At 62.8% G+C, this 20,433-nt stretch carries 17 protein-coding genes; 10 read left to right on the forward strand and 7 right to left on the reverse strand.

Annotated elements, in window-relative coordinates:
* Positions 1 to 4: 4 nt before the first annotated feature.
* The 3 genes from EGJ68_RS05385 (at position 5) to EGJ68_RS05395 (ending at position 5,113) form a co-directional block, all read left to right on the forward strand.
* Entirely contained in the window at positions 5 to 1,759 is a 1,755-nt protein-coding gene (locus EGJ68_RS05385) for a SulP family inorganic anion transporter (protein WP_123033467.1), read from the forward strand.
* 82 nt (positions 1,760 to 1,841) lie between these two features.
* Complete coding sequence (locus EGJ68_RS05390) at positions 1,842 to 3,902, forward strand: SDR family oxidoreductase (protein WP_123033468.1); 2,061 nt, start codon at positions 1,842 to 1,844, stop codon at positions 3,900 to 3,902.
* Positions 3,903 to 3,907: 5 nt separating this feature from the next.
* Entirely contained in the window at positions 3,908 to 5,113 is a 1,206-nt protein-coding gene (locus EGJ68_RS05395; RefSeq protein ID WP_199227923.1) for an MFS transporter, read from the forward strand.
* Between the two features lie 8 nt (positions 5,114 to 5,121).
* Here EGJ68_RS05395 and EGJ68_RS05400 read toward each other — a convergent pair whose 3' ends face one another.
* Positions 5,122 to 6,306 carry a succinylglutamate desuccinylase/aspartoacylase family protein gene (locus EGJ68_RS05400; RefSeq protein WP_233248679.1) on the reverse strand — a complete coding sequence of 395 codons (1,185 nt, stop codon included), beginning with the start codon at positions 6,304 to 6,306 and terminating at the stop codon, positions 5,122 to 5,124.
* Positions 6,307 to 7,096: 790 nt separating this feature from the next.
* Here EGJ68_RS05400 and mscL point away from each other — a divergent pair.
* Both mscL and EGJ68_RS05410 read left to right on the forward strand, forming a co-directional pair.
* Positions 7,097 to 7,552: a large-conductance mechanosensitive channel protein MscL gene (mscL, locus tag EGJ68_RS05405; protein ID WP_123033470.1), complete on the forward strand. Its 456-nt coding sequence runs from the start codon at positions 7,097 to 7,099 to the stop codon at positions 7,550 to 7,552.
* A gap of 75 nt (positions 7,553 to 7,627) precedes the next feature.
* Positions 7,628 to 8,338, forward strand: a complete 711-nt coding sequence (locus tag EGJ68_RS05410; protein WP_158283510.1) for a GGDEF domain-containing protein — start codon at positions 7,628 to 7,630, stop codon at positions 8,336 to 8,338.
* Between the two features lie 3 nt (positions 8,339 to 8,341).
* On the opposite strand, the gene EGJ68_RS05415 is transcribed toward EGJ68_RS05410, so the two are convergent.
* The 3 genes from EGJ68_RS05415 to EGJ68_RS05425 form a co-directional block, all read right to left on the reverse strand.
* Positions 8,342 to 9,223, reverse strand: coding sequence for a hemerythrin domain-containing protein (locus tag EGJ68_RS05415; protein ID WP_123033472.1), 882 nt, complete (start codon positions 9,221 to 9,223; stop codon positions 8,342 to 8,344).
* A gap of 116 nt (positions 9,224 to 9,339) precedes the next feature.
* Positions 9,340 to 9,786, reverse strand: a complete 447-nt coding sequence (locus EGJ68_RS05420; protein WP_123033473.1) for an RrF2 family transcriptional regulator — start codon at positions 9,784 to 9,786, stop codon at positions 9,340 to 9,342.
* The gene (locus EGJ68_RS05425) at positions 9,786 to 10,949 is read right to left on the reverse strand and encodes an NnrS family protein (RefSeq protein ID WP_123033474.1); all 1,164 of its coding nucleotides are present in this window, start codon (positions 10,947 to 10,949) and stop codon (positions 9,786 to 9,788) included. Before EGJ68_RS05425 ends, EGJ68_RS05420 begins: the two co-directional genes overlap by 1 nt.
* 193 nt (positions 10,950 to 11,142) lie before the next feature.
* Here EGJ68_RS05425 and EGJ68_RS05430 point away from each other — a divergent pair, with 193 nt between their 5' ends.
* From EGJ68_RS05430 to EGJ68_RS05445, 4 genes are read left to right on the forward strand one after another with little or no spacing between them, the layout of a single operon-like run.
* Positions 11,143 to 11,595 carry a c-type cytochrome gene (locus tag EGJ68_RS05430; protein ID WP_123033475.1) on the forward strand — a complete coding sequence of 151 codons (453 nt, stop codon included), beginning with the start codon at positions 11,143 to 11,145 and terminating at the stop codon, positions 11,593 to 11,595.
* 48 nt (positions 11,596 to 11,643) lie between these two features.
* The gene (locus EGJ68_RS05435; RefSeq protein ID WP_123033476.1) at positions 11,644 to 12,987 is read left to right on the forward strand and encodes a cbb3-type cytochrome c oxidase subunit I; all 1,344 of its coding nucleotides are present in this window, start codon (positions 11,644 to 11,646) and stop codon (positions 12,985 to 12,987) included.
* Between the two features lie 2 nt (positions 12,988 to 12,989).
* The gene (locus EGJ68_RS05440; protein ID WP_123033477.1) at positions 12,990 to 13,799 is read left to right on the forward strand and encodes a CbbQ/NirQ/NorQ/GpvN family protein; all 810 of its coding nucleotides are present in this window, start codon (positions 12,990 to 12,992) and stop codon (positions 13,797 to 13,799) included.
* Positions 13,800 to 13,825: 26 nt separating this feature from the next.
* Positions 13,826 to 15,760 (forward strand): nitric oxide reductase activation protein NorD, encoded by a 1,935-nt coding sequence (locus EGJ68_RS05445; protein ID WP_123033478.1) that lies wholly within the window; start codon positions 13,826 to 13,828, stop codon positions 15,758 to 15,760.
* A 51-nt stretch (positions 15,761 to 15,811) separates the two neighbouring features.
* On the opposite strand, the gene EGJ68_RS05450 is transcribed toward EGJ68_RS05445, so the two are convergent.
* Genes EGJ68_RS05450 through EGJ68_RS05460 form a run of 3 tightly spaced genes read right to left on the reverse strand, consistent with a single transcriptional unit; the run spans position 15,812 to position 18,716 of the window.
* Positions 15,812 to 16,237: a DUF4870 family protein gene (locus EGJ68_RS05450; protein WP_123034057.1), complete on the reverse strand. Its 426-nt coding sequence runs from the start codon at positions 16,235 to 16,237 to the stop codon at positions 15,812 to 15,814.
* A 16-nt stretch (positions 16,238 to 16,253) separates the two neighbouring features.
* Positions 16,254 to 18,341 (reverse strand): TonB-dependent receptor plug domain-containing protein, encoded by a 2,088-nt coding sequence (locus tag EGJ68_RS05455; RefSeq protein WP_123033479.1) that lies wholly within the window; start codon positions 18,339 to 18,341, stop codon positions 16,254 to 16,256.
* Between the two features lie 15 nt (positions 18,342 to 18,356).
* Entirely contained in the window at positions 18,357 to 18,716 is a 360-nt protein-coding gene (locus EGJ68_RS05460) for a hypothetical protein (RefSeq protein ID WP_158283511.1), read from the reverse strand.
* Between the two features lie 106 nt (positions 18,717 to 18,822).
* Between EGJ68_RS05460 and EGJ68_RS05465 the strand changes: the two genes are divergently transcribed.
* Positions 18,823 to 20,367 (forward strand): 4Fe-4S binding protein, encoded by a 1,545-nt coding sequence (locus EGJ68_RS05465; protein ID WP_199227924.1) that lies wholly within the window; start codon positions 18,823 to 18,825, stop codon positions 20,365 to 20,367.
* Positions 20,368 to 20,433 lie beyond the last annotated feature (66 nt).

A 20,433-nucleotide genomic window follows, 5' to 3' on the forward strand; every position in this document is an offset into this window, starting at 1 on the left:
CACATTGCATGAATTAAAGCGCTATCTGCCGCTGCTGGATTGGGGGCGACGCTACAACAGCGAGAGTTTTGCCAGCGACGGCCTGGCGGCGGTGATCGTGACCGTCATGCTGATTCCGCAGTCCCTGGCCTACGCCATGCTGGCGGGCCTGCCCGCCGAAATGGGCCTGTATGCGAGTATGCTGCCGCTCATTGCCTATGGGTTGTTCGGCACCAGTACCACCTTGTCGGTGGGGCCTGTGGCAGTGGTGTCGTTGATGACCGCAACGGCAGTCAGCCAGGTCGCCGAGGCCGGGAGCCTGGCCTATATCGACGCCGCAATCCTGCTGGCGTTGATGTCCGGTGCGATGCTGCTGCTGTTCGGCCTGCTGCGCATGGGCTTTCTGGCGAGCTTTCTGTCCCACCCGGTGATCGCCGGTTTTATCACCGCATCGGGTGTGATTATCGCCGTCAGTCAGCTGGGCCATGTGCTGGGCATTCGGGGGCGGGGTGAGAACCTGCCACAGCTGGCGCAGCAACTCTGGGAGCAGCTGACCCTGGTACATCTGCCGACCGTGCTGGTGGGCGGGTGTACCCTGCTGTTCCTGTTCTGGGTGCGCAGCGGGCTGAAGCCCTTGTTGCAAAAAGCGGGGATGCCCGACTACTGGGCCGGCATGCTGACGCGCACCGGGCCGGTCTTTGCCGTGATTGGCACCAGCATGGTGGCCTGGGGGTTCGACCTGGAGGCGCAGGGGGTTGCCCTGGTAGGTCACGTACCGGCGGGGTTGCCGGGCCTCGACCTGCCAATGCTCTCGCATCCTGCCTGGCGGGAGCTGGCGGTATCGGCGCTGCTCATTTCCATTATCGGGTTTGTCGAGTCGGTTTCGGTGGGGCACACGCTGGCCGCGCGCCGTCGACAGCGCATTGTGCCCGACCAGGAACTGATCGGGCTCGGGGCATCGAATATCGCTGCAGCGGTGTCTGGTGGTTATCCGGTCACCGGCGGTTTTGCGCGCTCCATTGTCAATTTTGATGCGGGTGCCGCAACGCCGGCCGCCGGCATGCTGACCGCGCTGGGTATTGGCCTCACGGCAGTGTTTTTCACCCCCTATCTCGCCTACCTGCCCAAGGCGACACTGGCGGCCACCATTATCGTGGCGGTACTGTCGCTGGTGGACTTCTCCATTCTGCGCCGCACCTGGGATTACGGCATCTCCGACTTCGCGGCTGTGGCGATCACGTTGTTTGTCACCCTCGCGGTGGGCGTGGAAACCGGTGTCGCCTGCGGTGTGCTGGCCTCGCTGGCGCTGCACCTTTACAAGACGTCGCGGCCGCACATGGCGGTGGTGGGTGAGGTGCCCGGCACCGAGCACTACCGCAATGTGGATCGGCACGAGGTTATCACCCGCGGTGACATACTCTCCCTGCGCATCGATGAGAGCCTGTATTTCGCCAATGCCAGTTTTGTCGAGTCGCGCATTTACGCGCTGCTCGAACCCCGTCCGGAGGTTCGCCACGTGATCCTCATGTGCACGGCGGTGAATGAAATCGACCTCAGTGCACTGGAGGCCCTGGAGTCCATCAACCGGCAGCTCGCGGAGCGCGATATCGTGCTGCATCTCTCCGAGGTCAAGGGGCCGGTCATGGACGTATTGCGGCACACCCACTTCCTGCACGACCTCACGGGTAAAGTCTTTCTCTCCCAGCACCACGCGGTGCAGCATGTGATGGCAGAGGAAGATGCTGCCCGCGGCGACCGCCCCCACGACTGGGTGATCTAGCGCCGCGGCGTTGTGCAGTGCGGTGACACGGGCGCGCTTTCTCAGTACTGTATCGACATAACGATAGAGTAGGGAGAGCGGCATGAACTATTTCGTTACCGGTGGCACGGGTTTTATCGGTCGTTTTCTGGTGCCGCGGCTACTGGATCGTGGCGGGCGTGTTTACCTCCTGGTGCGGCCCGGCTCGCTGGCCAAGGTGGACGGGCTGCGTGAGCTTTGGGGCGCAAACCGGCGCCAGGTGGTGGCGGTTGAGGGTGACTTGAGTGAACCGCGGCTGGGCGTGAAAGCGGCATGGGTGCGCCAGCATGCAGGCAAGATGGATCATTTTTTTCACCTCGCGGCCATCTACGACATGCAGGCCAGTGCGGAGAGCCAGCGCAAGAGCAATGTCGAGGGCACACGCCAGGCACTGGTGTTGGCGAAGGCGCTGAAAACCGGCTGTTTTCACCAGGTCAGCTCCATCGCTGCGGCCGGGCTTTATGAAGGCACCTTTACGGAAGACATGTTCGAGGAGGCGGGGGCGCTGGATCACCCCTACTTCCAGACCAAGCACGAGTCTGAAGGAATTGTGCGCGCCGAGAAGCGGCTGAAATGGCGTATCTACCGCCCTGGTATGGTGGTGGGGCACTCGGTAACCGGGGAGATGGACAAGGTCGATGGCCCCTATTACTTTTTCGAGACGCTCCGCAGCCTGAGCAAAGTCGTGCCCGAGGGCCTGCCACTGTTGATGAACAAGGCGGGGTTGCTGAATATCGTGCCGGTCGATTACGTGGTGGCGGCCATGGATCATCTCGCCCACCTGCCCGGTCATGATCGTGAATGCTTCTTTCTCACCGACCCCGATGGCATTCGCGTGGGCGACCTGCTGAAAACACTCATGCGGGTGTCGCACGGGCCGAAGCTGCGTGCGGTCGATGCTTCCCTGCTGGACTCCGCCACCCGGCTGGCAGGCAAGGGTCTCGGCCATCTGGGGCCTGTGCGCAAGCTGGGCGAGCGCCTGATAGCCCAGATGGGCATTCCGCCGCAGGTGGTGGCCTACATCAATTACCCCACCCACTTCGACTCCACGCGGACACGGGCACTGCTTGAACCCGCTGCCATACAGTGCCCGCCCTTCGAAGAGTATGCCCCGGTTATCTGGGATTACTGGCTGCACTTTCTGCGCAAGGATGCCGGTGCTCTGGAGAAGGACGTGGACACGCTGTTCGATCGTCTGGTGGGCCGCCCGACACTGGCGGCGCTGCGCAAGCGGGTCAAGGGCAAGGTGGTGGTGGTCACCGGGGCGACCTCCGGTATCGGGCGCGAGTGTGCACTGCGCTTGGCGCGAGCCGATGCCCGCGTGGTGCTGGTGGCGCGCACGGTGGAAAAGCTGGAGGAGACCATCGCCGCGATAGAGGAACAGGGCGGTGTCGCTCACGCCTACGCCTGTGATGTGGCGGATCTGAATGCCTGTGACAAGCTGGTGGCAGACGTGATCGCTGACGTCGGCGGGGCAGATATTCTGATCAACAATGCGGGCCGCTCCATTCGCCGCTCCGTGCGCTACAGCTATGATCGTTTCCACGACTTCGAGCGCACCATGCAACTGAATTACTTTGGTGCCCTGCGCTTGATCATGGGCTTCCTGCCCGGCATGGAGCAGCGCGAGCAAGGCCAGGTCATCAATATTTCATCCATTGGCGTGCTCACCAGCCCGCCGCGCTTTTCAGCCTATGTGGCCTCAAAAGCCGCGCTGGACGCATTCAGCCTGTGCGCGGCACCCGAGTTCACGCGCTGCAATATCGAGTTCACCACCATTCACATGCCACTGGTGCGTACCCCCATGATTGCGCCCACGGGGCTGTACAAGGCCTTCCCCACACTCTCGCCCGAGCAGGCCCGGGACCTGGTCATGAAAGCCATTGTGTCGCGACCGAAGAAGGTCTCCACCAGTCTTGGTGTTGCCGGTGCGGTGGCGCAGGCCACGATGCCGAGCTTTACCGAGGCGTTTCTCAGTCAGGCCTATGACCTGTTTCCGGATTCACCGGCGGCCCGGGGCCTGAGTGCAGAGGAAGCGGCAGCGGAGCTGGCTGAACTGCCCTCCTCAAGACTGGCGCTGGCGCGGCGGCTGTTTTCGCAGGTCATGCGGGGCGTGCACTGGTAGGAACAATGCGTATGCCGCTCGGCCTTGTGCTGCTCATGGTGCTGGTAGCACTCAATTTGCGTCCGGCGCTGGCTTCGCTCGCGCCCCTGTTGAGCCGTGTGCAGGCGGACACCGGTTTGAGCGCCGCGGCTATCGGTGCCCTGACTACGCTGCCGGTGCTGTGTCTGGGCCTCTTTGCCCCGCTGGCACCCTGGCTGTCGAGGCGTATTGGCATTGAGCGAACACTCTCACTGGCTTTGTTGTTGTTGACGCTGGCGCTGTGGCTGCGCGCCGATGAGAGCAGTCTGCGCCTGTTCCTGGGCACTGCGCTCGCCGGTGCTGGCATCGGTATCGGCGGTACCGTGCTGCCGGTGCTGGTGAAGCGTGACCTGCCGCGCGGGGCCGACCTGATGACGGGTGTGTACACCATGGCGCTTTGCCTGGGTGGGGCGCTGGGTGCCGGCCTGAGCATTCCACTGGCTGACACGCTGGGCAGCTGGCAGCTCAGTCTGGCAAGCTGGTCAGCTCTCGCGGCCCTGGCCTTGTTTTGTTGGCGCGTGTTCGCGCCTCATCCCTGGCCGCAGGCCACTGCGGGCCCCCGCGCCCCGGTCGGCGCGGGTTTATTGCGTTCGCCCCTGGCGTGGCAGATTACCCTGCTCATGGCATCCCAGTCTGCTCTGGCCTATATCGTGTTCGGTTGGCTACCCGTGCTACTGCAGCGGCGCGGGCTGGGTGAGGCGGAGGCGGGGTTGCTGCTTGGCGCATCGGTGTTTGTGCAGCTGTTCGCCGCGCTGGCAGCCCCCTGGCTGGCGCGCCTGGGGCGCGACCAACGCCCGGCCCTGGTCTGTGCCCTGACGCTGGTGGCGGTCGGATTCTATTGCCTGTTGCAGGGCCCCGCTGTGCTGCGCTGGCCGGGTGTTGTGGCGCTGGGCCTGGGGCAGGGGGCGAGCTTCAGTCTCGCCTTGGCGTTACTGGTGCTGCGCAGTGCCAATCCGGCTGTCGCTGGCGAACTGTCGGGCATGACTCAGGGCCTTGGTTATTGTCTCGCCGCCCTGGGACCACTGGCGGTTGGCCTGTTGTTGCAGTTCGAGATGTCATTGACGGGCATCTGGCTGGTGCTCACCGCGGTGGTGTTACTGGCAATTTTTCTCGCCATGCTGGCCGGTCGCCAGCGCGTTCTCGATGTGGATACCGCCGGGCGCTTTGTCACCCACGACCGTGGGTCGCGCTAGCTGCCGACTCAGTCTTCCTCGAGGTCCTCGTCACCGACCTCGTCTGCGCTCGACTCTGTTCCCGCTGCGTGCGTTTCGTCGTCTCCGGCACTGGCAATATCGGCCTGCTCGGACTCCGCCGCCTCCTCGCCATTGATCGCCTTCACGTCGCCTGCATTGACAGAGGCATCTAGCAGGCGCCGGGCCTCCGCGGCATCTGTCGCTACCACCTCTTCCGGTGGGCTTATTTGCCCTTTGGGTGGGGTGATGCCGATATGGTGTGTGGCGAAGCCGGGCTGGACAACCTGGTTCAGGGCCATGCCGATGATGCGCCCATTGTGTTTGGACACGATGCGGGTACGGACGTTGGTGATGGGGTTGGTGACCGTGCCGAGCACATCACCCCGTTTCACGGTCTGCCCCAGCGTCACCCGGCTGAATACGATGCCCCCCACCTGGGCGCGCTCCCATACCGAGTTGTAGTACACCGGCTCAGGGTCGCCCCAGAGGCTGAAGCGGGTGGTCATGCCGAGGTGATTGAGCAAGGTGCGGATGGCTTTGACACTGTGGCTTACCGCATCTTCGCTGAGTACTGACGGCCCACCGGCCTCCAGTGTGACGGCGGGAATGCCCACCTCTACCGCGGCGCGGCGCAGCGTACCCGCCGTGCCCTCACTGTGAACCACCACCGTGGAACCAAAACCCTTGGTGAGCTGCACCACACGCGGGTCGCGCAGGTCGCCGCGCAGCTGCGGCAGGTTGGTGCGGTAGAAGGAGCCGGTGTGCAGGTCCACCAGGGCATCGCAATGTGCGATGACCTCGTGAAAGAATGAATAGGCAAGGCGCGACGCTGAACTGCCTTTCGGGTCGCCGGGGAAGTAGCGGTTCAGGTCGCGGCGATCCGTGAGGTAACGCGAGCCCGCATGGAAACCCTGCAGGTTCACGATAGGTACGCCGATGACTGCGCCCTTGAGTTTGCCGGCGTCCAGGTTATACAGCACGCGGCGCACGGTTTCGATGCCGTTCAGTTCATCGCCGTGCATGGCGGCGGTGAGGCAGAGCGTGGGCCCGGTCTCCACACCGTTTACCACCAGCACCGGGGTGTCGACGTAGATGCCCTCAAAAGACTGCGTAGGTGCCCACGCGAGTCGCGTCGAGGTTCTGGGTGGCACTTCACGCCCGAGCAGCACAAGTTCCTGCAGTGGTACGGGCACCGCTGGCGGTGCAGTGACAGGCGCCTCGGTTTCGACCGGTTCATCCAGTGGCAGGTTTGGGGCCCGGGGCAGCCCGGTGCTGGAAGGGACAGGATTTTCGGCGTCTGTGCCGGGAACATTCCCGTCGGTCTCGGCGCCGATGCTGGCAGGCTCAGGCTCAGGCTCAGGCTCAGGCTCAGGCTCAGGCTCAGGCTCAGGCTCAGGCGTTGGCTCAGGCGTTGGCTCAGGCTCAGGCTCAGGCTCAGGCTCAGGCGTTGGCTCAGGCGTTGGCTCAGGCGTTGGCTCAGGCTCAGGCGTTGGCTCAGGCGCTGTGGGCGTAATAGGTGCAGGCACAGGTTCGACTTTCGAGCGGGCAGCAGCGGGTTCGGGCTCGGTGTCAGGTGGTTGTGGCACAGGGCTGTCCGACGCGCTTGGGGCCGGGGCAGCCCCCACGGGTGCCGGCACGTTGGCTGGCTGCTCTCCGAGGGCTTCACTGACATCCTGCGCGGAGATTGGTGCACTGCATGCCAGCGCGAGCAGCAGGCAACGCGTGGTCATCAAACGGCGTACTGGCGTGCGTGTGGCGCGGTGCAAAACGGCGTCCTGAAAGGCGAAAAATGTGTAGCCAGTCTAGCAGACTTGACTCTGGCAGCGGGCGTAAATACGTCGGCGAGTTGCCACCGCTATCGCTCGTCGTGCTACTGCGCGCTTGTGTTTCCTCTCCGGCGGTGCGAAATTGGAGCGTCGGCGCGCAACAGGCAACATCGAATCCTGCAGCCGGTGTGTATGGACACTCAATGGGGAAGCCACAATGCTAAAAGAATTCAAAGAATTTGCCATGCGTGGGAACGTCATCGACATGGCGGTGGGTATTATTATCGGCGGTGCTTTCGGCACCATTGTCAAAAGCCTGGTGAACGACGTGATCATGCCGCCCATCGGGTTGTTGCTGGGGGGGGTGGATTTTGCCGACTTGTTTATCACGCTCAAGCAGGGCGAGGTTGCGGGGCCCTACCTGACGCTGGCCAGTGCGCAGGAAGCCGGCGCGGTGACCATCAGCTACGGCCTGTTCATCAACGCCGTGATCAGTTTTATCATCGTCGCCTTTGCCGTATTCCTGTTGATTCGCAGCATCAATCGTCTGAAGCGTGAGGAAGAGGCACCCGCCGCCGAGCCCACGGAGAGAGAATGCCCCTTTTGCCTTTCCAGTGTTCCCCTGAAGGCTACGCGCTGCAGTCATTGTACGTCGGCGCTTGAGCCTGCCTGACACGTGATACCAGGCGAACGAAGCGCCCCGGCACGTTCACACGGTTTGCGGGGCCCAGGGCGGAGGTGGCAGGCCTTGTTACTGCCGCTAGTGGCGGTGTCGCTATCGCCGCCGCTTTCGGCTCAGGAGTTGCTGGGTGCCTCAATTACCGAGGTGACCCTGACCTCGCTGCTGGTGGCGATGGCATTCACTCTGGGAGTCGTGCTGGTCCTGTATCGCAATCAGCGACGCCTGACGGCGTTGCTGCTGGCGGAGTCGCGCACCGACCACCTCACACAGATTCCCAATCGGCGCTATTTTCTCGCGGTTCTGGAGAGCAATATCGCGCGCTCATCGCGTTACCAGCAGCCACTTTGCCTGCTGATGATTGACGTCGACCTGTTCAAGTCCGTTAATGACCGCTATGGCCACGGGGGTGGCGACGTTGTGCTGAAAACCATCGCCGATGCGCTACAGGAACAGCTGCGTCGCTCTGATGACGTAGGGCGCCTCGGTGGTGAGGAGTTCGGCGTGCAATTGCCGATGACCGATGGTGCAGCGGGGTTGGCGATTGCGGAGCGTCTGCGCCGCCGCGTTGCCGCGCTCGAGTTCACGGGTCCGTTTAGCGGGCTGTCAGTGAGTTGCAGTGTGGGCGTCGCCGAGTTCAGTGCGGATATGTCGGCCGAGGCGCTTTTCGCCGCGGCGGATGCCGCCCTTTACCGTGCCAAGAATGCCGGGCGCAACCGGGTGGTGGCGGCCGAACACGAAGCCACGGGGCTGCCACTGGACGACAGCGTGCCGGCCTAGTGCCTAAACCGTATCCAGCGTATCCAGTTGCCGGCGCATTTCGCGCCGTATGCGGGCGAGGTCGTCCACGGTGTCGCCGGCGATGGTTGCGAGGGCGCCCAGCCAGCGGCCGCTGAGGCGAGCATTGTTCATTGCGCAGCGCGGCGCCGCGGTCAGCGGCGTGTCGCGTACGATCTGCAGTGACTCCTGCAGTGCACAACGCAGAGTATCACCGGTTGTCTCCAGCGCCATGCGATTGGCGTTGCCGAGAATCTCCAGCGACTCCAGCGCCGACTCCAGCCCCGCCCACTCAGCCATCACCCCGCGCTCAATGGTACGCCGGGCGCTGCGTCGCAGCTTGCGGGCGAGGTTCCTGAATTCGCGGTCGATGCGTGGGCCGAATACCGGATCGCGCGCCGCCTGCAGGCGGTCGTCCAGTTCCAGCTCCTGCCAGTCGGCAGGGCCCAGCACTGCCTCGATACGCGGGAACACCAGTTGCTCCTCGCTCTGCATGTGGCGGTCGCTGTTGGCCACGTAGTCGCGCCCGGCACGCACCACGTCTTCATCTGCAGCCTTGCCTGCTCGCCAGCGGCCGATAAGCTTCTGCAACGCAAGGGCATTGCTGGCCATGGCGTCGTGTTGCCGCTGCAGGCTGTCAACGTCATCGGCGAGCTGCGCATCGAGTTCCGCGGCACGCCCGTAGATCAGGTCCTCGCGGGGATGGTGATAGCGGTCGGCCCAATCGACCATATAGCTCATGATTTCGTAGAGGATGTGGCTGTCGACGGCGGCGCCACGGTCAATAGCATCCAGCTGCTCCGTCATCAGGGTGGAGATGCGCGCCAGGTGCACATGTTCCGCGCGCAGCGTGGCGATCAGCGGTGGCGTTGCGGGACGGTTGGGCATGTCGACGCTCCAATGTGGTCGAAAGGTCGCTGTGTGCAGGTTAACGCAGGCGGCAAGGGATGTGTATTGATCTGGCGCATGGCGGCGAAGACCTTTTGCCGCAGCGGTGTTGTGTCTCAGAGTGTAAGGGCGGGAATGCCCAGGACGTGTCGCAAGCGGTCTTCCCGGTCGTCGAGCAGGTCGGCCAGGGTGTGCTCGTCGAGTGCAGCAATGAAGGCATTGAAGGCTTCGCGCAACACCCGCGCCAGCTTGCAATGGCCCTGAATGGCACACTGTCCGTCTCTATCAAAACACTCGACCAGCGCCGTGGATGGCTCCATGCGTCGTACCACGTCGCCCACCACGATATCGCCTGCAGGGCGGGCCAAAGCAATGCCGCCGCCCTTGCCGCGCGTGGCCGCCACAAAGCCATGCCGGTGCAGGTGCTGTACAACCTTGGTGAGGTGATGACGGGAGATGTCATAGGCCTCGGCGATATCGCGAATGGTGTGGCGTCCGCCCTGACTGACGCCGAGGTAAATGAGGGTCCGCAGGGCGTAGTCAGTATATTGTGTCAGTCGCATCAACCGGGCTTCCCATCGATTCGGGGTCTGGTGAGTATCGGGAAATAGCGCCAGATGAAGAGCGCAAAGGCCACCGTCCAGCACAGTGTTGCTGCGTGGATTCCGAAGGCCCAGGGCAGCCAGCCAAGCCCTGCGATGACGCGCAACAGACCGGCAAGGAATATTAGCCCGAATGCCCACGCGATACCACTCGGTAGCGCCAATGGTCTGCCGGTGTGTCCCAGGGCGACCCGCGCCATGACCCCCAGGATCATGCTGCCCATGGCGCCGGCACCCAACGCATGCAGCCAGACAGCATCGGTCACCATCCCGAAGCCGGCCAGACTCCTGAGTAAAAAGCCTGCCGCAACCCAGAGCAGGCCGATATGCAGGATAGCGAGCAGGGGCTCCCTGCGCACCCGCCAGCCGCGCCAGAGTAGCGTACGCAACGCCGCCGAGAGGCCGGCAACCAGTGCAACCAGCGCCACCAGCCCGGCCGGCAGTTGACCACTGGCTTCCGCCAGGACGAGCAGCAAGGTACTCGCGAGAGTCAGTATGTCCAGCCAGCGCCAGGTGCTGATGTCGGCCGTGGGCTGCCCCTGCTGAAGCAGCCAGTTGCGCGAGAACGCGGGCGTAATACGCCCCCCGACCACCAGAATCAGGCCGCCGGTCAGCAACATCGCGGCGCGCAGCCATTGCGTGTCGCCGGAGAGGTGATAGCCGAGGTCACAGAGCCACAGCAGGGTCAGCACGGCCAGTAGAGGCAATTGACGCCACTGCCGTTTGGCGATGATGGGGCGCGCGGCCAGCAGGGCCACGGCAGGCAGGAAGGCCAGGTCAACCACCATCGCAAGCCAGGGGTGGCTGCCGAACAGCATGGCGGCGCGCCCCGCCAGCCACAGCAACCAGAGCGTGGCCAGGGGCCAGCCCGCGACGGGTCGGGTGCCGGTCCAGGCACAGACAGCGGTCAGGAGGAAACCGGCAATGGCGCTGTTGACGAAGGCGCCGAGCATCTCGTGCTGATGCCAATGCAATGCAGGCAGGGCCGGCTGCAGTGTGCCGCCACCGAGCAGGAAAAACAGCCACAGCGGAATCAGCAGTAGCGCGCTGATAGCGGTCGACAGGAAAAATATCCGAAAGGGGTAACGAAACGGGGCGGGGAGGGTCGTTGTTGCACTGTGCATGGCGTACCTGCTTGATCTGCATCAGGTTTCTGTCAATAGGAGGTGTTTCCACCCTCGTGGGCCGCTCAAAGTCGGGGTTTCGCTGGTTGACGGCCCCGCTCGGCAGTGTGAGAATCAAAACATGCATAGTATATGCATTTTATAATGCGCGTGTCTGCGGGCTTGTCGCAGAATACGCAAGGGGGCAGCAATCATGATGGAATCACTCTCTCGTTCAGCGGCGCGCAATATCTTCTTTGGCGGCTCGCTGTTCTTTTTTCTCGCCTTTGCAGGGCTCACCGCACACAGCCACTGGTACATGGTGAATGTGTCGACAGACAAAGAGGGCCTGACCGAAAGCGTTGCGGCGGGCAAACACGTCTGGGAGAAGCACAGCTGTATCAACTGCCACAGCCTGATCGGCGAGGGCGCGTACTTTGCGCCCGAACTGGGGAATGTGTGGACACGCTACGGCGGCCGCGAGAACCCGGATGCGGCGCGCGCCGGCATCAAGGGCTGGATCAAGGCGCAACCGTTGAATATCCCGGGTCGCCGGCAGATGCCCAAGTTTGACCTCAGTGAAGAAGAGCTGGACAACCTGGTGGATTTCTTCCGCTGGGCCGACTCCATCAACACCCAGGGCTGGCCACCGCACCCGGTCGGTTGAACCCTTTTGCAGAATTGAGTCCAGCGCACACGCAGGCAGGAGAACGCAATGAAATACGAAACTCAACGGGTCGCACTGCCCTTTTTCGCAGTCGCCATGGCGCTTTTCGCGCTACAGGTCATCTTCGGCATTCTGGCCGCCACCGTGTATGTCCTGCCGGAATTCATGGTGGACCTGGTGCCGTTCCATATCATGCGCATGAGCCACACCAACCTGCTGATTGTGTGGCTGTTGATCGGGTTCATGGGCTGTACCTACTTCCTCATGCCGGAAGAGGCAGAAACCGAGATTCACAGCCCGCTTATTGCCTACATTCAGCTCGCCATTTTCGCGGTGGCTGGTGCCGGCGCGCTGGTCAGTTACCAATTCGGCATTCACGAGGGGCGCGAGTTTCTCGAACAACCGCTGTGGTCGAAGATCCTTATCACGATCTCCTTTCTGCTGTTCCTCTACAACACCAGCATGACGCTGCTGCGTGGGCGCAAGACGGCGATCAACTCCATCCTCATGCTGGGTTTGTGGCTGGCCGCAATCTTCTGGTTTTTCGCCTTCTATAACCCGTCCAACCTGGCACTGGACAAGTTGTACTGGTGGTGGATTGTCCACGTTTGGGTTGAGGGTGTGTGGGAGCTGATCATGGCATCGCTGCTTGCCTACCTGCTGATCAAGCTGACGGGTGTGGATCGTGAAATCATCGAGAAGTGGCTGTACGTGATTATCGGCCTGGCGCTGTTCTCCGGTCTGCTCGGTACCGGTCACCACTACTACTGGATTGGCGCACCGGGATACTGGCAGCCCATCGGCAGCTTCTTCTCCACCCTGGAAGTGGCGCCGTTTTTCGCCATGGTGATGTTCGCCTTCTATATGTTCTGGAAAGGGCGCCGCAATCACCCTAACAAGGCTGCCATGCTCTGGACACTGGGCAGTGCAACCGTGGCCTTCTTCGGTGCGGGCGTCTGGGGCTTCATGCACACCCTGCATTGGGTCAACTACTACACGCACGGCACTCAGGTCACGGCGGCGCACGGGCACCTCGCCTTCTACGGCGCCTACGTGATGATGGTGCTGGCGGTGGTCACCTATGCCATGCCGCAGCTGCGTCGCATACAGCCGTTCAACCAGATCATCAATATGTGGAGCTTCTGGCTGATGACGGCGTCCATGTGCTTCATGACCTTTACACTGACTTTTGCCGGTGTGGTGCAGACCCACCTGCAGCGTGTCATGGGCATCAATTATATGGAGGTACAGGAGCAGCTGAGCCTGTTCTACATGATGCGTCTGGGCGCTGGTTGTGTGGTTGCTGTGGCGGCGGTCGTGTTTCTCTGGGCGGTATTCGGCCCGGCGCGTGAAGAGCTGCCCGCCGGTGAAACAGGCGTGGCCAACGCGTGAACATGCCTGAGCCGAAGCCGGTCCCGCGCGAGGAGGTTCCCTATTACGAACCGGTGGGAGATGAGTGTGAGCTGTTCGAGCAGGCCTGGCAGCACGGCCTGCCCCTGCTGCTGAAAGGGCCCACCGGCTGTGGCAAAACGCGCTTCGTTGCGCACATGGCCGCGCGTCTGGGGCGGCCGTTGTTTACCGTCTCCTGCCACGATGACCTGACCGCTGCAGACCTGACTGGCCGCTTTCTGTTGCTCGAAGGCGAGACGCGCTGGGTCGATGGGCCGCTGACGCGGGCGGTGCGCGAAGGCGGCATTTGCTATCTCGACGAAGTGGTGGAGGCGCGCAAGGACGTGACGGTCATTCTTCACCCATTGACCGACGACCGGCGGCTGTTGCCGCTGGAGCGCACCGGTGAGTTGTTGCAGGCGCCGCCGGAGTTCATGCTGGTGGTATCTTACAACCCCGGATACCAGAATGTGCTCAAGGCACTGAAACCCAGCACCCGGCAACGGTTTGTCTCCAGCACCTTCGACTTCCCACCGGCCAACCAGGAAGTCAGCATTGTTTCCCGCGAGAGCGGCCTTGCGCCGGAGCGTTGCCGCGCGCTGGTGACACTGGCGCAACGCTTGCGTGCTATGAAGGGGCAGGATCTGGAGGAAGGCGTTTCCACACGCCTGCTGATTTACTGTGCCACGCTGATCGCCTCGGGTATGCCCATCATGCAGGCGACCCGTGCCACGCTGGTGGAGCCACTAACCGATGAGCCCGATGTCCAGGAGGCCTTGCTGGAAGTGATCGCAATGGCCTTTGGCTCGGACTGACTCGCCCGCAGAGCGGAGCTTGCGACATGCTGCACCTGTTGGAATTCGAGGAACTGGTCGGCCGTTACTGGCACCGTTGGGCCTCAGCCACCAGCAGTTATCCCCATCATCCGCAGGCTGCTGTGCACCTCAATGAGATCGCCCCGGTCCTCGCCGTGTTTTTCCGCGCAGTGGGGGGAGAGGGGGGTGCTGCCGTTGGCGCCATTGCGGCACGGGAGTCCGGGCACCGCCTGCGCCTGCGCCAGCGGCTGGGTTTTGACCACGAAGTGATGGATCAGGCGCGTATCGACGAGGAGTCACTGCTCCTGCCACCCTGCATAGACCTCTTTCCCGATCGGGCCCTGAACCGCGATCTGTACTTCTGGCTCGCCGCGCACGCCGCTGCCCTGCAGCCGCCGCCCCCAGCCGAAAACGCGGTTCAGGCCGACTTGCTGGCCCTGCGCGCTGCGCTCACCGCGGCAGAGCGGGTGTGCAGCGAGCTCCCCGGATTCCGCGACCGCTATGATCGGCTCCGTGATGCCCTTTTACCGCTGCGCCCACAGCGGAGGCTGCCGCCGCTGGAGCAGGCTCTGGAGGTGGTGATTCGCCGCGCGCTGGGTGAAGAAACGCCGGCATCTGCCTTCGCTGGACAGCTGGTGGCGTTGGTGTCCAGCCCCGATGTTCCGGTTGACAATGTGCAGGCGCCGGCGAGCTATCATCCGCCGCTACCGGTGCCGCTGTGGGCCACCCGTTTCAGCCTGGGTACCCACAACGTGGAGCGTCCCGACGCCGAGGAAGAGGACGAACAGACGCCGCTGCAGGACCAGCGGGAGGGCGGCAAGCGCAAGGCGCGTCGTCAGCAACAGGATCAGGCTGAGCGCGAGGACTCGTTGATTTTCAACCGGTTCGAGAAAATGCTCTCGTTCGCCGAGATGGTCAACGTGAATCGCATGGTCGATGATGAAGAGGATGAGGACGCCGGGAAAGCGGCGGAGCAGCTCGAAGAGATTACCGTGAGCCCGCATCAGCAACAGGCTGCGGCGCGTTTGCGCATGGATCTCGACCTGCCGCCCGGGGAGGCTCTGGGCGCCCCTTCCGTCGCAAAGGTGACCTATCCGGAGTGGAACTACCGCAAGCGGGTCATGTTGCCGGCGCACTGCACGGTACTGCCGGGCGAGCAGGCCGCGGACGGTGACGCCTGGCAGCCGGATGCGGCGATGAAACAGCGCGTGCGTCGTGTGCGGCGGCAGTTTGAGGCCTTGCGACCGAAACGCCTGTTGCTGCGCGGTCAGCTCGACGGCAATGAACTTGATATTGACGCCGTGGTGCGCGCCCAGGCCGATCATTCCGCCTCGGGCAGCAGCAGCGACCGCCTGTATGCCGATGCCCGTAGCGTGGAGCGCGATCTCGCGGTATCCATACTGGTCGACGTCTCACTGTCGACAGAATCCTGGGTCGATGACCGCCGGGTGATAGACCTCGAAAAAGAGGCCCTGCTGGTGCTCGGGCATGGTCTGCAGGCCTGTGGCGACGAGTTCGCCATTCACAGTTTTACCTCCCGACGCCGGGACAAGGTGTGGCTGCAAACGCTAAAAGAGTTCCGCGAGCCAATGAACCACGATGTGGAGCAGCGTATCGGAGCGCTGAAGCCCGGGTACTACACCCGCATGGGTACGGCAATTCGTCACCTCACCAGTGGGCTTGCTGAGCTGGGCCAGCGCCACCGCCTGTTGCTGGTGTTAACCGATGGCAAGCCCAACGACACCGATTATTACGAGGGGCGCTATGCGCTCGAGGATACACGCCACGCCGTACGTGAGGCGCGCCGTGCCGGGGTGCGTGTATTCGCAGTGACGATTGACCGCGAGTCACAGGGCTATTTCCCCCGTATTTTTGGTCGCGGTGGCTATTCAGTGGTGTATCGACCTGAACACTTGTCGACGGCGCTACCGGCGATTTACCGACAAATTGTGGCGCAGTAAAAGCGCCACCGGCAATGGCAGGAGCGCGGCTTGCAGAGTGCGCGTTATCGGCTACTTGCCAAACAGCAGGCTTTCCGGTCGGTCAATGGGGCGGTTGGACGTCAGTCGAGCAATCCCCACACCGCAGCGCGCCACAAACCAGACGAGCATGGCGGTGATGTAGAGATAACCGAATGTCCAGGCCACCAGCGGCGATATACTCAGAATGCCGAGCAGTTGCCACAGGCCAACCGCCGCCGCCGAGGCCGCGACCATCCACCAGAATGTGCGCACCTGGAAGCGCAAGTGACTGCTTACCCAGGGTGCACTGCGCGCGAGCCGGTAGTGCGCCACAAGCGCCCCCAGGGGCAGGGTGACAACGCTCATGATGGCGCCCAGATACAAGCCGTAGACGATAACCGCGGTGCCTCGACCCGGTGAATCTTTCCCCGTTTGCGCAAACGCTGCACGCGCTTCTACGCTATCCACTGTCGACATGCCGACCTCGCGCATTCTAGTTGATGTTCCAGGTGAGCTTCATGGAGGCACTGCGTCCGGGCGCCAGCAGGTTCTCAGTAGACTCGCGATAGTCGCGGTCGAGGAGGTTCTGCAGTTCCACGGCCAGCAGTAGATTGTCACCCAGGCTAACGCCCAGCGCCGCGTTCAGTGTGGCCCAGCCACTGCGTTTGGTTTCAATCAGGCCTCTGGCGCCGGGCTCCAGCAGCAGGGACCCGCTTTCGCCACGCAGGTACAGGTCTGCCCACAGTGACTGCCAAAGCCCGTTGAGTTGCGGCTCCAGCATCACGCCGGCGCGCCCTGCCAGTGCAGGAATACCGGTATCCCAGGTGTCGAAGCTGCCGAAATCGTTGTTGCGCTGCATCCAGGTGACATTCACATAGGGCTGCAGTGCCTGATCGGCGGTTTCCCAGGCCAGGTACAGCTCCAGGCCGTGAGCGGTGGAGGAGCCGATGTTGCGGTATACCTTGTCCGATGGGCTCAGGCAGTTGTCGGCACTGGTGCAGAAGATGTGATCAATGTAGTCACTGGAGTCGGAGAAAAACAGCGCAGCGTCGAGCGTCCATTGTCCCTGCATGAAGCGCCAGCCGAGCTCATAGTTGATGCTGGTTTCGGGCGTGAGCTCGCTGTTGGGGTTCACGAAGTTTGAGCCGGCGTAGGCGCCTGTGGCGAGTTGCATGAGAGAGGGGTAGAGATAGCCCTCTGATACGTTGGCGCGCAGGGCACTGCCGGGGCCGGTGGACCAGTTCAGCCCGGCAGAGGCGATCAGGTGGCTGTCAGAATCCAGCGGCGCGGCGCGCAGGCCCGGGCGGTTGCTGCGGTCCAGTTCACCATCAATCTGGTAGTAGCGTGCCCCGACAATCGCCGTCACGCTGTCGCTCAGGGCCCAGTGGTCCTGCACAAAAGCGGCCAGGGTGCGGATGCTGGCTTCATCGTCGATACGCTCGATACCGGTGACGGCAATGGGTGTCCAGGAGAGAGTGTCCACCTCGCGTCCCTGACGCACCTCGTCGTTGCTGTACTGCAGGCCGCTGACCACGCGATGCTGTTTCCAGGGCAGCCAGTCCGCCTGTAGCAGCAAGCCGTCGCTGCGCAATGTGCTGCGCGTATCGATGTCGCGGCGATACCATACGGTTTCGGTGTTGCTCACAAAATGGCGCAGGCTGTCCTGGGTGAATGCCGAGACGAGCAGCCTGTCCAGCACGGCGGAGGCGGGCTCCCAGGTGTAATCCAGGGCGTAGCGCTCCCGATCCCGTTGCGGTGTACTGAGCGCCAGGTCCACGAGTGGGAATGTGCTGCGGGCCACCTCTTCAACGAAGATGTCCGAGCGCGACTCATAGCGGTCCCAGGTCAGCCCGAGCGCATGGTTGCCGGCGGCTTTTTCCAGGAAACCGTAGTAGCCCTGGTTCTCGAACGATGTGCTCTCGGCGCGCCCCTCGGGTGTCCGGCGCAGGCCGTGGTCACTGTCGGCTGCGGCCAGTCGGTAGCTCCAGCCATCTTGCAGGCCGTGTACGCTGGCGAACAGCGTGTCACCCCCGGTAGTGCCGTCGTAGCCGCCTTTTACGGTGGCCTGTAATGGCGCTGTGCCGCCTTTCAGCGTCAATAAATTGGTCACGCCACTCAGGGCCTTGGAGCCGTACAACACGGAACCCGAGCCGCGCAGGACCTCGATCCGGCCCAGCATGTCGGGGTGTATGGTCAGGGGGGTGCCGACTTCGCTGTGGTCCGCCAGCTCCTGGCTATCGACCAGGATGGCGCTCCGGCGGGAGTCTTCACCGCGAATGCGGATACGCTTCAGTCCGGCCTGGCCGGAGTCGGAAACCTGCAGCCCAGGCACATCGCGGAGGTAGTCGGCGACGCTGCTGCCTGTCATGCGGGCGAGGTCTTCGCGGGTCATTACGCTAAGGCTGGCACTGCTGTCGAGAAGCCGCTCTTCGACACGGCTGGCGGTCACCACGACTTCCTCCAGTGGCAATTCCGCGCTGGTGGCAGCAAGCCCCGGCGCCGCGCAGAACAGCAGGCCGTGGACAAGGCTGAGAGCGGCGTAGTTGGGCTTAAGTCGGAAGGGAGGCATACGATAGGTCATGAGATATCCAAACAGTTAATGCAGTGTCGTTGCGCAGGCCGCCGCCCGCTCGAGTGAATTGTCCAGCGCGGACGTGTCGTCCTTTTGCAGGGCTTGCAACAAGCGGTTGTAGTCGGGGCAGTGGTCAACCGCGGCTGCACCGGGTGGCTGGTAAATGAAACCGCATTTGCGCAGAGCGTCTGCCAGTTCGGCGCGCCTTTGCCCCGCGCGCTGTGCGCCGGGTTCGGTCAATGCCGCCACGGTGGCGCTGCAGTCGACCCGCCAATGCGCTTCCATATCCTCCCCTGAGGTTGTGAAACGCTCGTTCACGAGGTCGCTGTCGGCGCCGCTGGCAGCGCCGGCGGCGAACAGTAAACAGGCCATCCAACGATTCATGCGCCCAGTAAACCGCATTTGGGTCGGGAATAAAATGATGCAAGTCATTTGCTTCTTATAAAGCCTTGTCTATGCTGGTTCCCATGAGATAGCGGGATGCAAAGGCGTGTTGAACTACCGATTACTGTTGCCCGTCATTCTGTCGCTGGCCGTGGGTCTTGTGCTACTGCCGATCAGGGCACAGGCGGTCGATCGAACCGCGATACAGCGTGTTTTGCCGGGAGCCGGCGCAGCGGCAGCGGTGCAATCGGTGCCAGGGCTCTACAGCGCGAAAGCACCGGGCGTGGGCGCAGTTCTGTTATTTGAAACCAGTGATTTCGTGCATATTCCTGCGTATTCCGGAGCGCCCGTCAACCTGCTGGTTGCCCTGACACCAAGCGGTGAATTTCTGGCCGCCAGCGTGTTGGCCCATGAGGAACCCATTCTGGTGGTCGGCATTACCGATCGCGATCTGCAGGCGTTTGTGAACCAGTTTGTGGGCAAGCACGCGTCTGACGCTATTCGCGTGGGCGCCCACGATCGGGAGGGGTATGTCGGCATTGATGGGCTGAGCGGCGCCACTATCACCGCAATGGTCATCACGCGCACCGTCACGCGCGCCGCAGAGCAGGTGCTGGCGGCCTATGCGGCCGCGGCCCCAGGTTCTGAGGTGCCGATAGGCGCAGCCGGGCCACCTGTAGCCGAGCTCCGCGCCGCCGAGCCCGCGGAGCCGGAGTGGCACTGGAGCTGGCAGCAGCACCGTTTGCAGGTGGCGGCACTCGCGGTCGCCCTGTTCGTGCTGTTACTGGTGCTTTTCCTGCAGGATTGGCTGGTACAGCACAAGCGGTTCTTTCAGCGTTTTCGCATTGCCTGGCTCGCGTTCACGGTGGTCTATATCGGCTGGATCTGTCACGCCCAGCTGTCGGTCGTCAACCTGTTGGGTTTCGCACGCAATCTGGCGGGCGGATTTTCCTGGGAGAGCCTGCTGCTCGACCCGGTCATTTTTCTGCTGTGGGCCTTTGTAGCGCTCAGTATCCTGCTCTGGGGGCGCGGTGTGTATTGCGGTTGGTTGTGTCCCTTTGGCGCGGCACAGGAGCTGCTGTCCAAGGCATCGCGGGCGCTGGGCTTTGCCGGTTGGCAGCTCCCGCATGCAGTGCACGAACGCCTGTGGGCAATCAAGTACCTCATCCTTCTGGCGATTTTCGGGCTGGCGCTGGACTCCATGGCCAATGCCGCGCGCCTGGCGGAAGTCGAGCCCTTCAAGACGGTGTTCGTGATGCAGTTCGACCGCCCTCCCGCCTATGTGCTGTACGCGCTGCTGCTACTTGTTCTCACGGTGTTCAACAGCAAGTTCTACTGCAAGTATCTGTGCCCGCTGGGCGCGGCTCTGAGCTTTGTCACCCGCTTCAAGGTGTTTGACTGGCTGCGCCGGCGCGTGGAGTGCGGCCATCCCTGCCAGACCTGCGCCAATGAGTGCCAGATCGGCGCGATACGACCCACGGGCGAGATTATCGATAACGAGTGCCACTACTGTCTGGACTGCCAGGTGACCTATTGGGATGAGCACCGCTGCCCGCCGCTGGTGCGCAAGCGCAAGAAGCGTTATCAGGGTCGGTTGCCAGAGCATGCCGTTATCGCCACGGATGCGTCCGCCGGGCGGACTGAAAGTTGACCTGCATCATGTTGTCTACTAGAACATGCATATAAAATACATTTTAAGAAGCGCATTGAACCAGAG

The organism is Haliea alexandrii, from assembly GCF_003719295.1.
In the GTDB taxonomy this organism is placed as follows: Bacteria; Pseudomonadota; Gammaproteobacteria; order Pseudomonadales; family Halieaceae; genus Haliea; species Haliea alexandrii.

What these genes read in the sequence shown, in the direction of transcription:
- EGJ68_RS05390 (WP_123033468.1), top strand. Translation starts at nt 1,842, where the DNA reads ATGAACTATTTCGTTACCGGTGGCACGGGTTTTATCGGTCGTTTTCTG.
- EGJ68_RS05395 (WP_199227923.1), top strand. Translation starts at nt 3,908, where the DNA reads ATGCGTATGCCGCTCGGCCTTGTGCTGCTCATGGTGCTGGTAGCACTC.
- mscL (WP_123033470.1), top strand. Translation starts at nt 7,097, where the DNA reads ATGCTAAAAGAATTCAAAGAATTTGCCATGCGTGGGAACGTCATCGAC.
- EGJ68_RS05415 (WP_123033472.1), bottom strand. Translation starts at nt 9,223, where the DNA reads ATGCCCAACCGTCCCGCAACGCCACCGCTGATCGCCACGCTGCGCGCG.
- EGJ68_RS05420 (WP_123033473.1), bottom strand. Translation starts at nt 9,786, where the DNA reads ATGCGACTGACACAATATACTGACTACGCCCTGCGGACCCTCATTTAC.
- EGJ68_RS05425 (WP_123033474.1), bottom strand. Translation starts at nt 10,949, where the DNA reads ATGCACAGTGCAACAACGACCCTCCCCGCCCCGTTTCGTTACCCCTTT.
- EGJ68_RS05430 (WP_123033475.1), top strand. Translation starts at nt 11,143, where the DNA reads ATGATGGAATCACTCTCTCGTTCAGCGGCGCGCAATATCTTCTTTGGC.
- EGJ68_RS05435 (WP_123033476.1), top strand. Translation starts at nt 11,644, where the DNA reads ATGAAATACGAAACTCAACGGGTCGCACTGCCCTTTTTCGCAGTCGCC.
- EGJ68_RS05440 (WP_123033477.1), top strand. Translation starts at nt 12,990, where the DNA reads ATGCCTGAGCCGAAGCCGGTCCCGCGCGAGGAGGTTCCCTATTACGAA.
- EGJ68_RS05445 (WP_123033478.1), top strand. Translation starts at nt 13,826, where the DNA reads ATGCTGCACCTGTTGGAATTCGAGGAACTGGTCGGCCGTTACTGGCAC.
- EGJ68_RS05450 (WP_123034057.1), bottom strand. Translation starts at nt 16,237, where the DNA reads ATGTCGACAGTGGATAGCGTAGAAGCGCGTGCAGCGTTTGCGCAAACG.
- EGJ68_RS05455 (WP_123033479.1), bottom strand. Translation starts at nt 18,341, where the DNA reads ATGACCTATCGTATGCCTCCCTTCCGACTTAAGCCCAACTACGCCGCT.
- EGJ68_RS05460 (WP_158283511.1), bottom strand. Translation starts at nt 18,716, where the DNA reads ATGAATCGTTGGATGGCCTGTTTACTGTTCGCCGCCGGCGCTGCCAGC.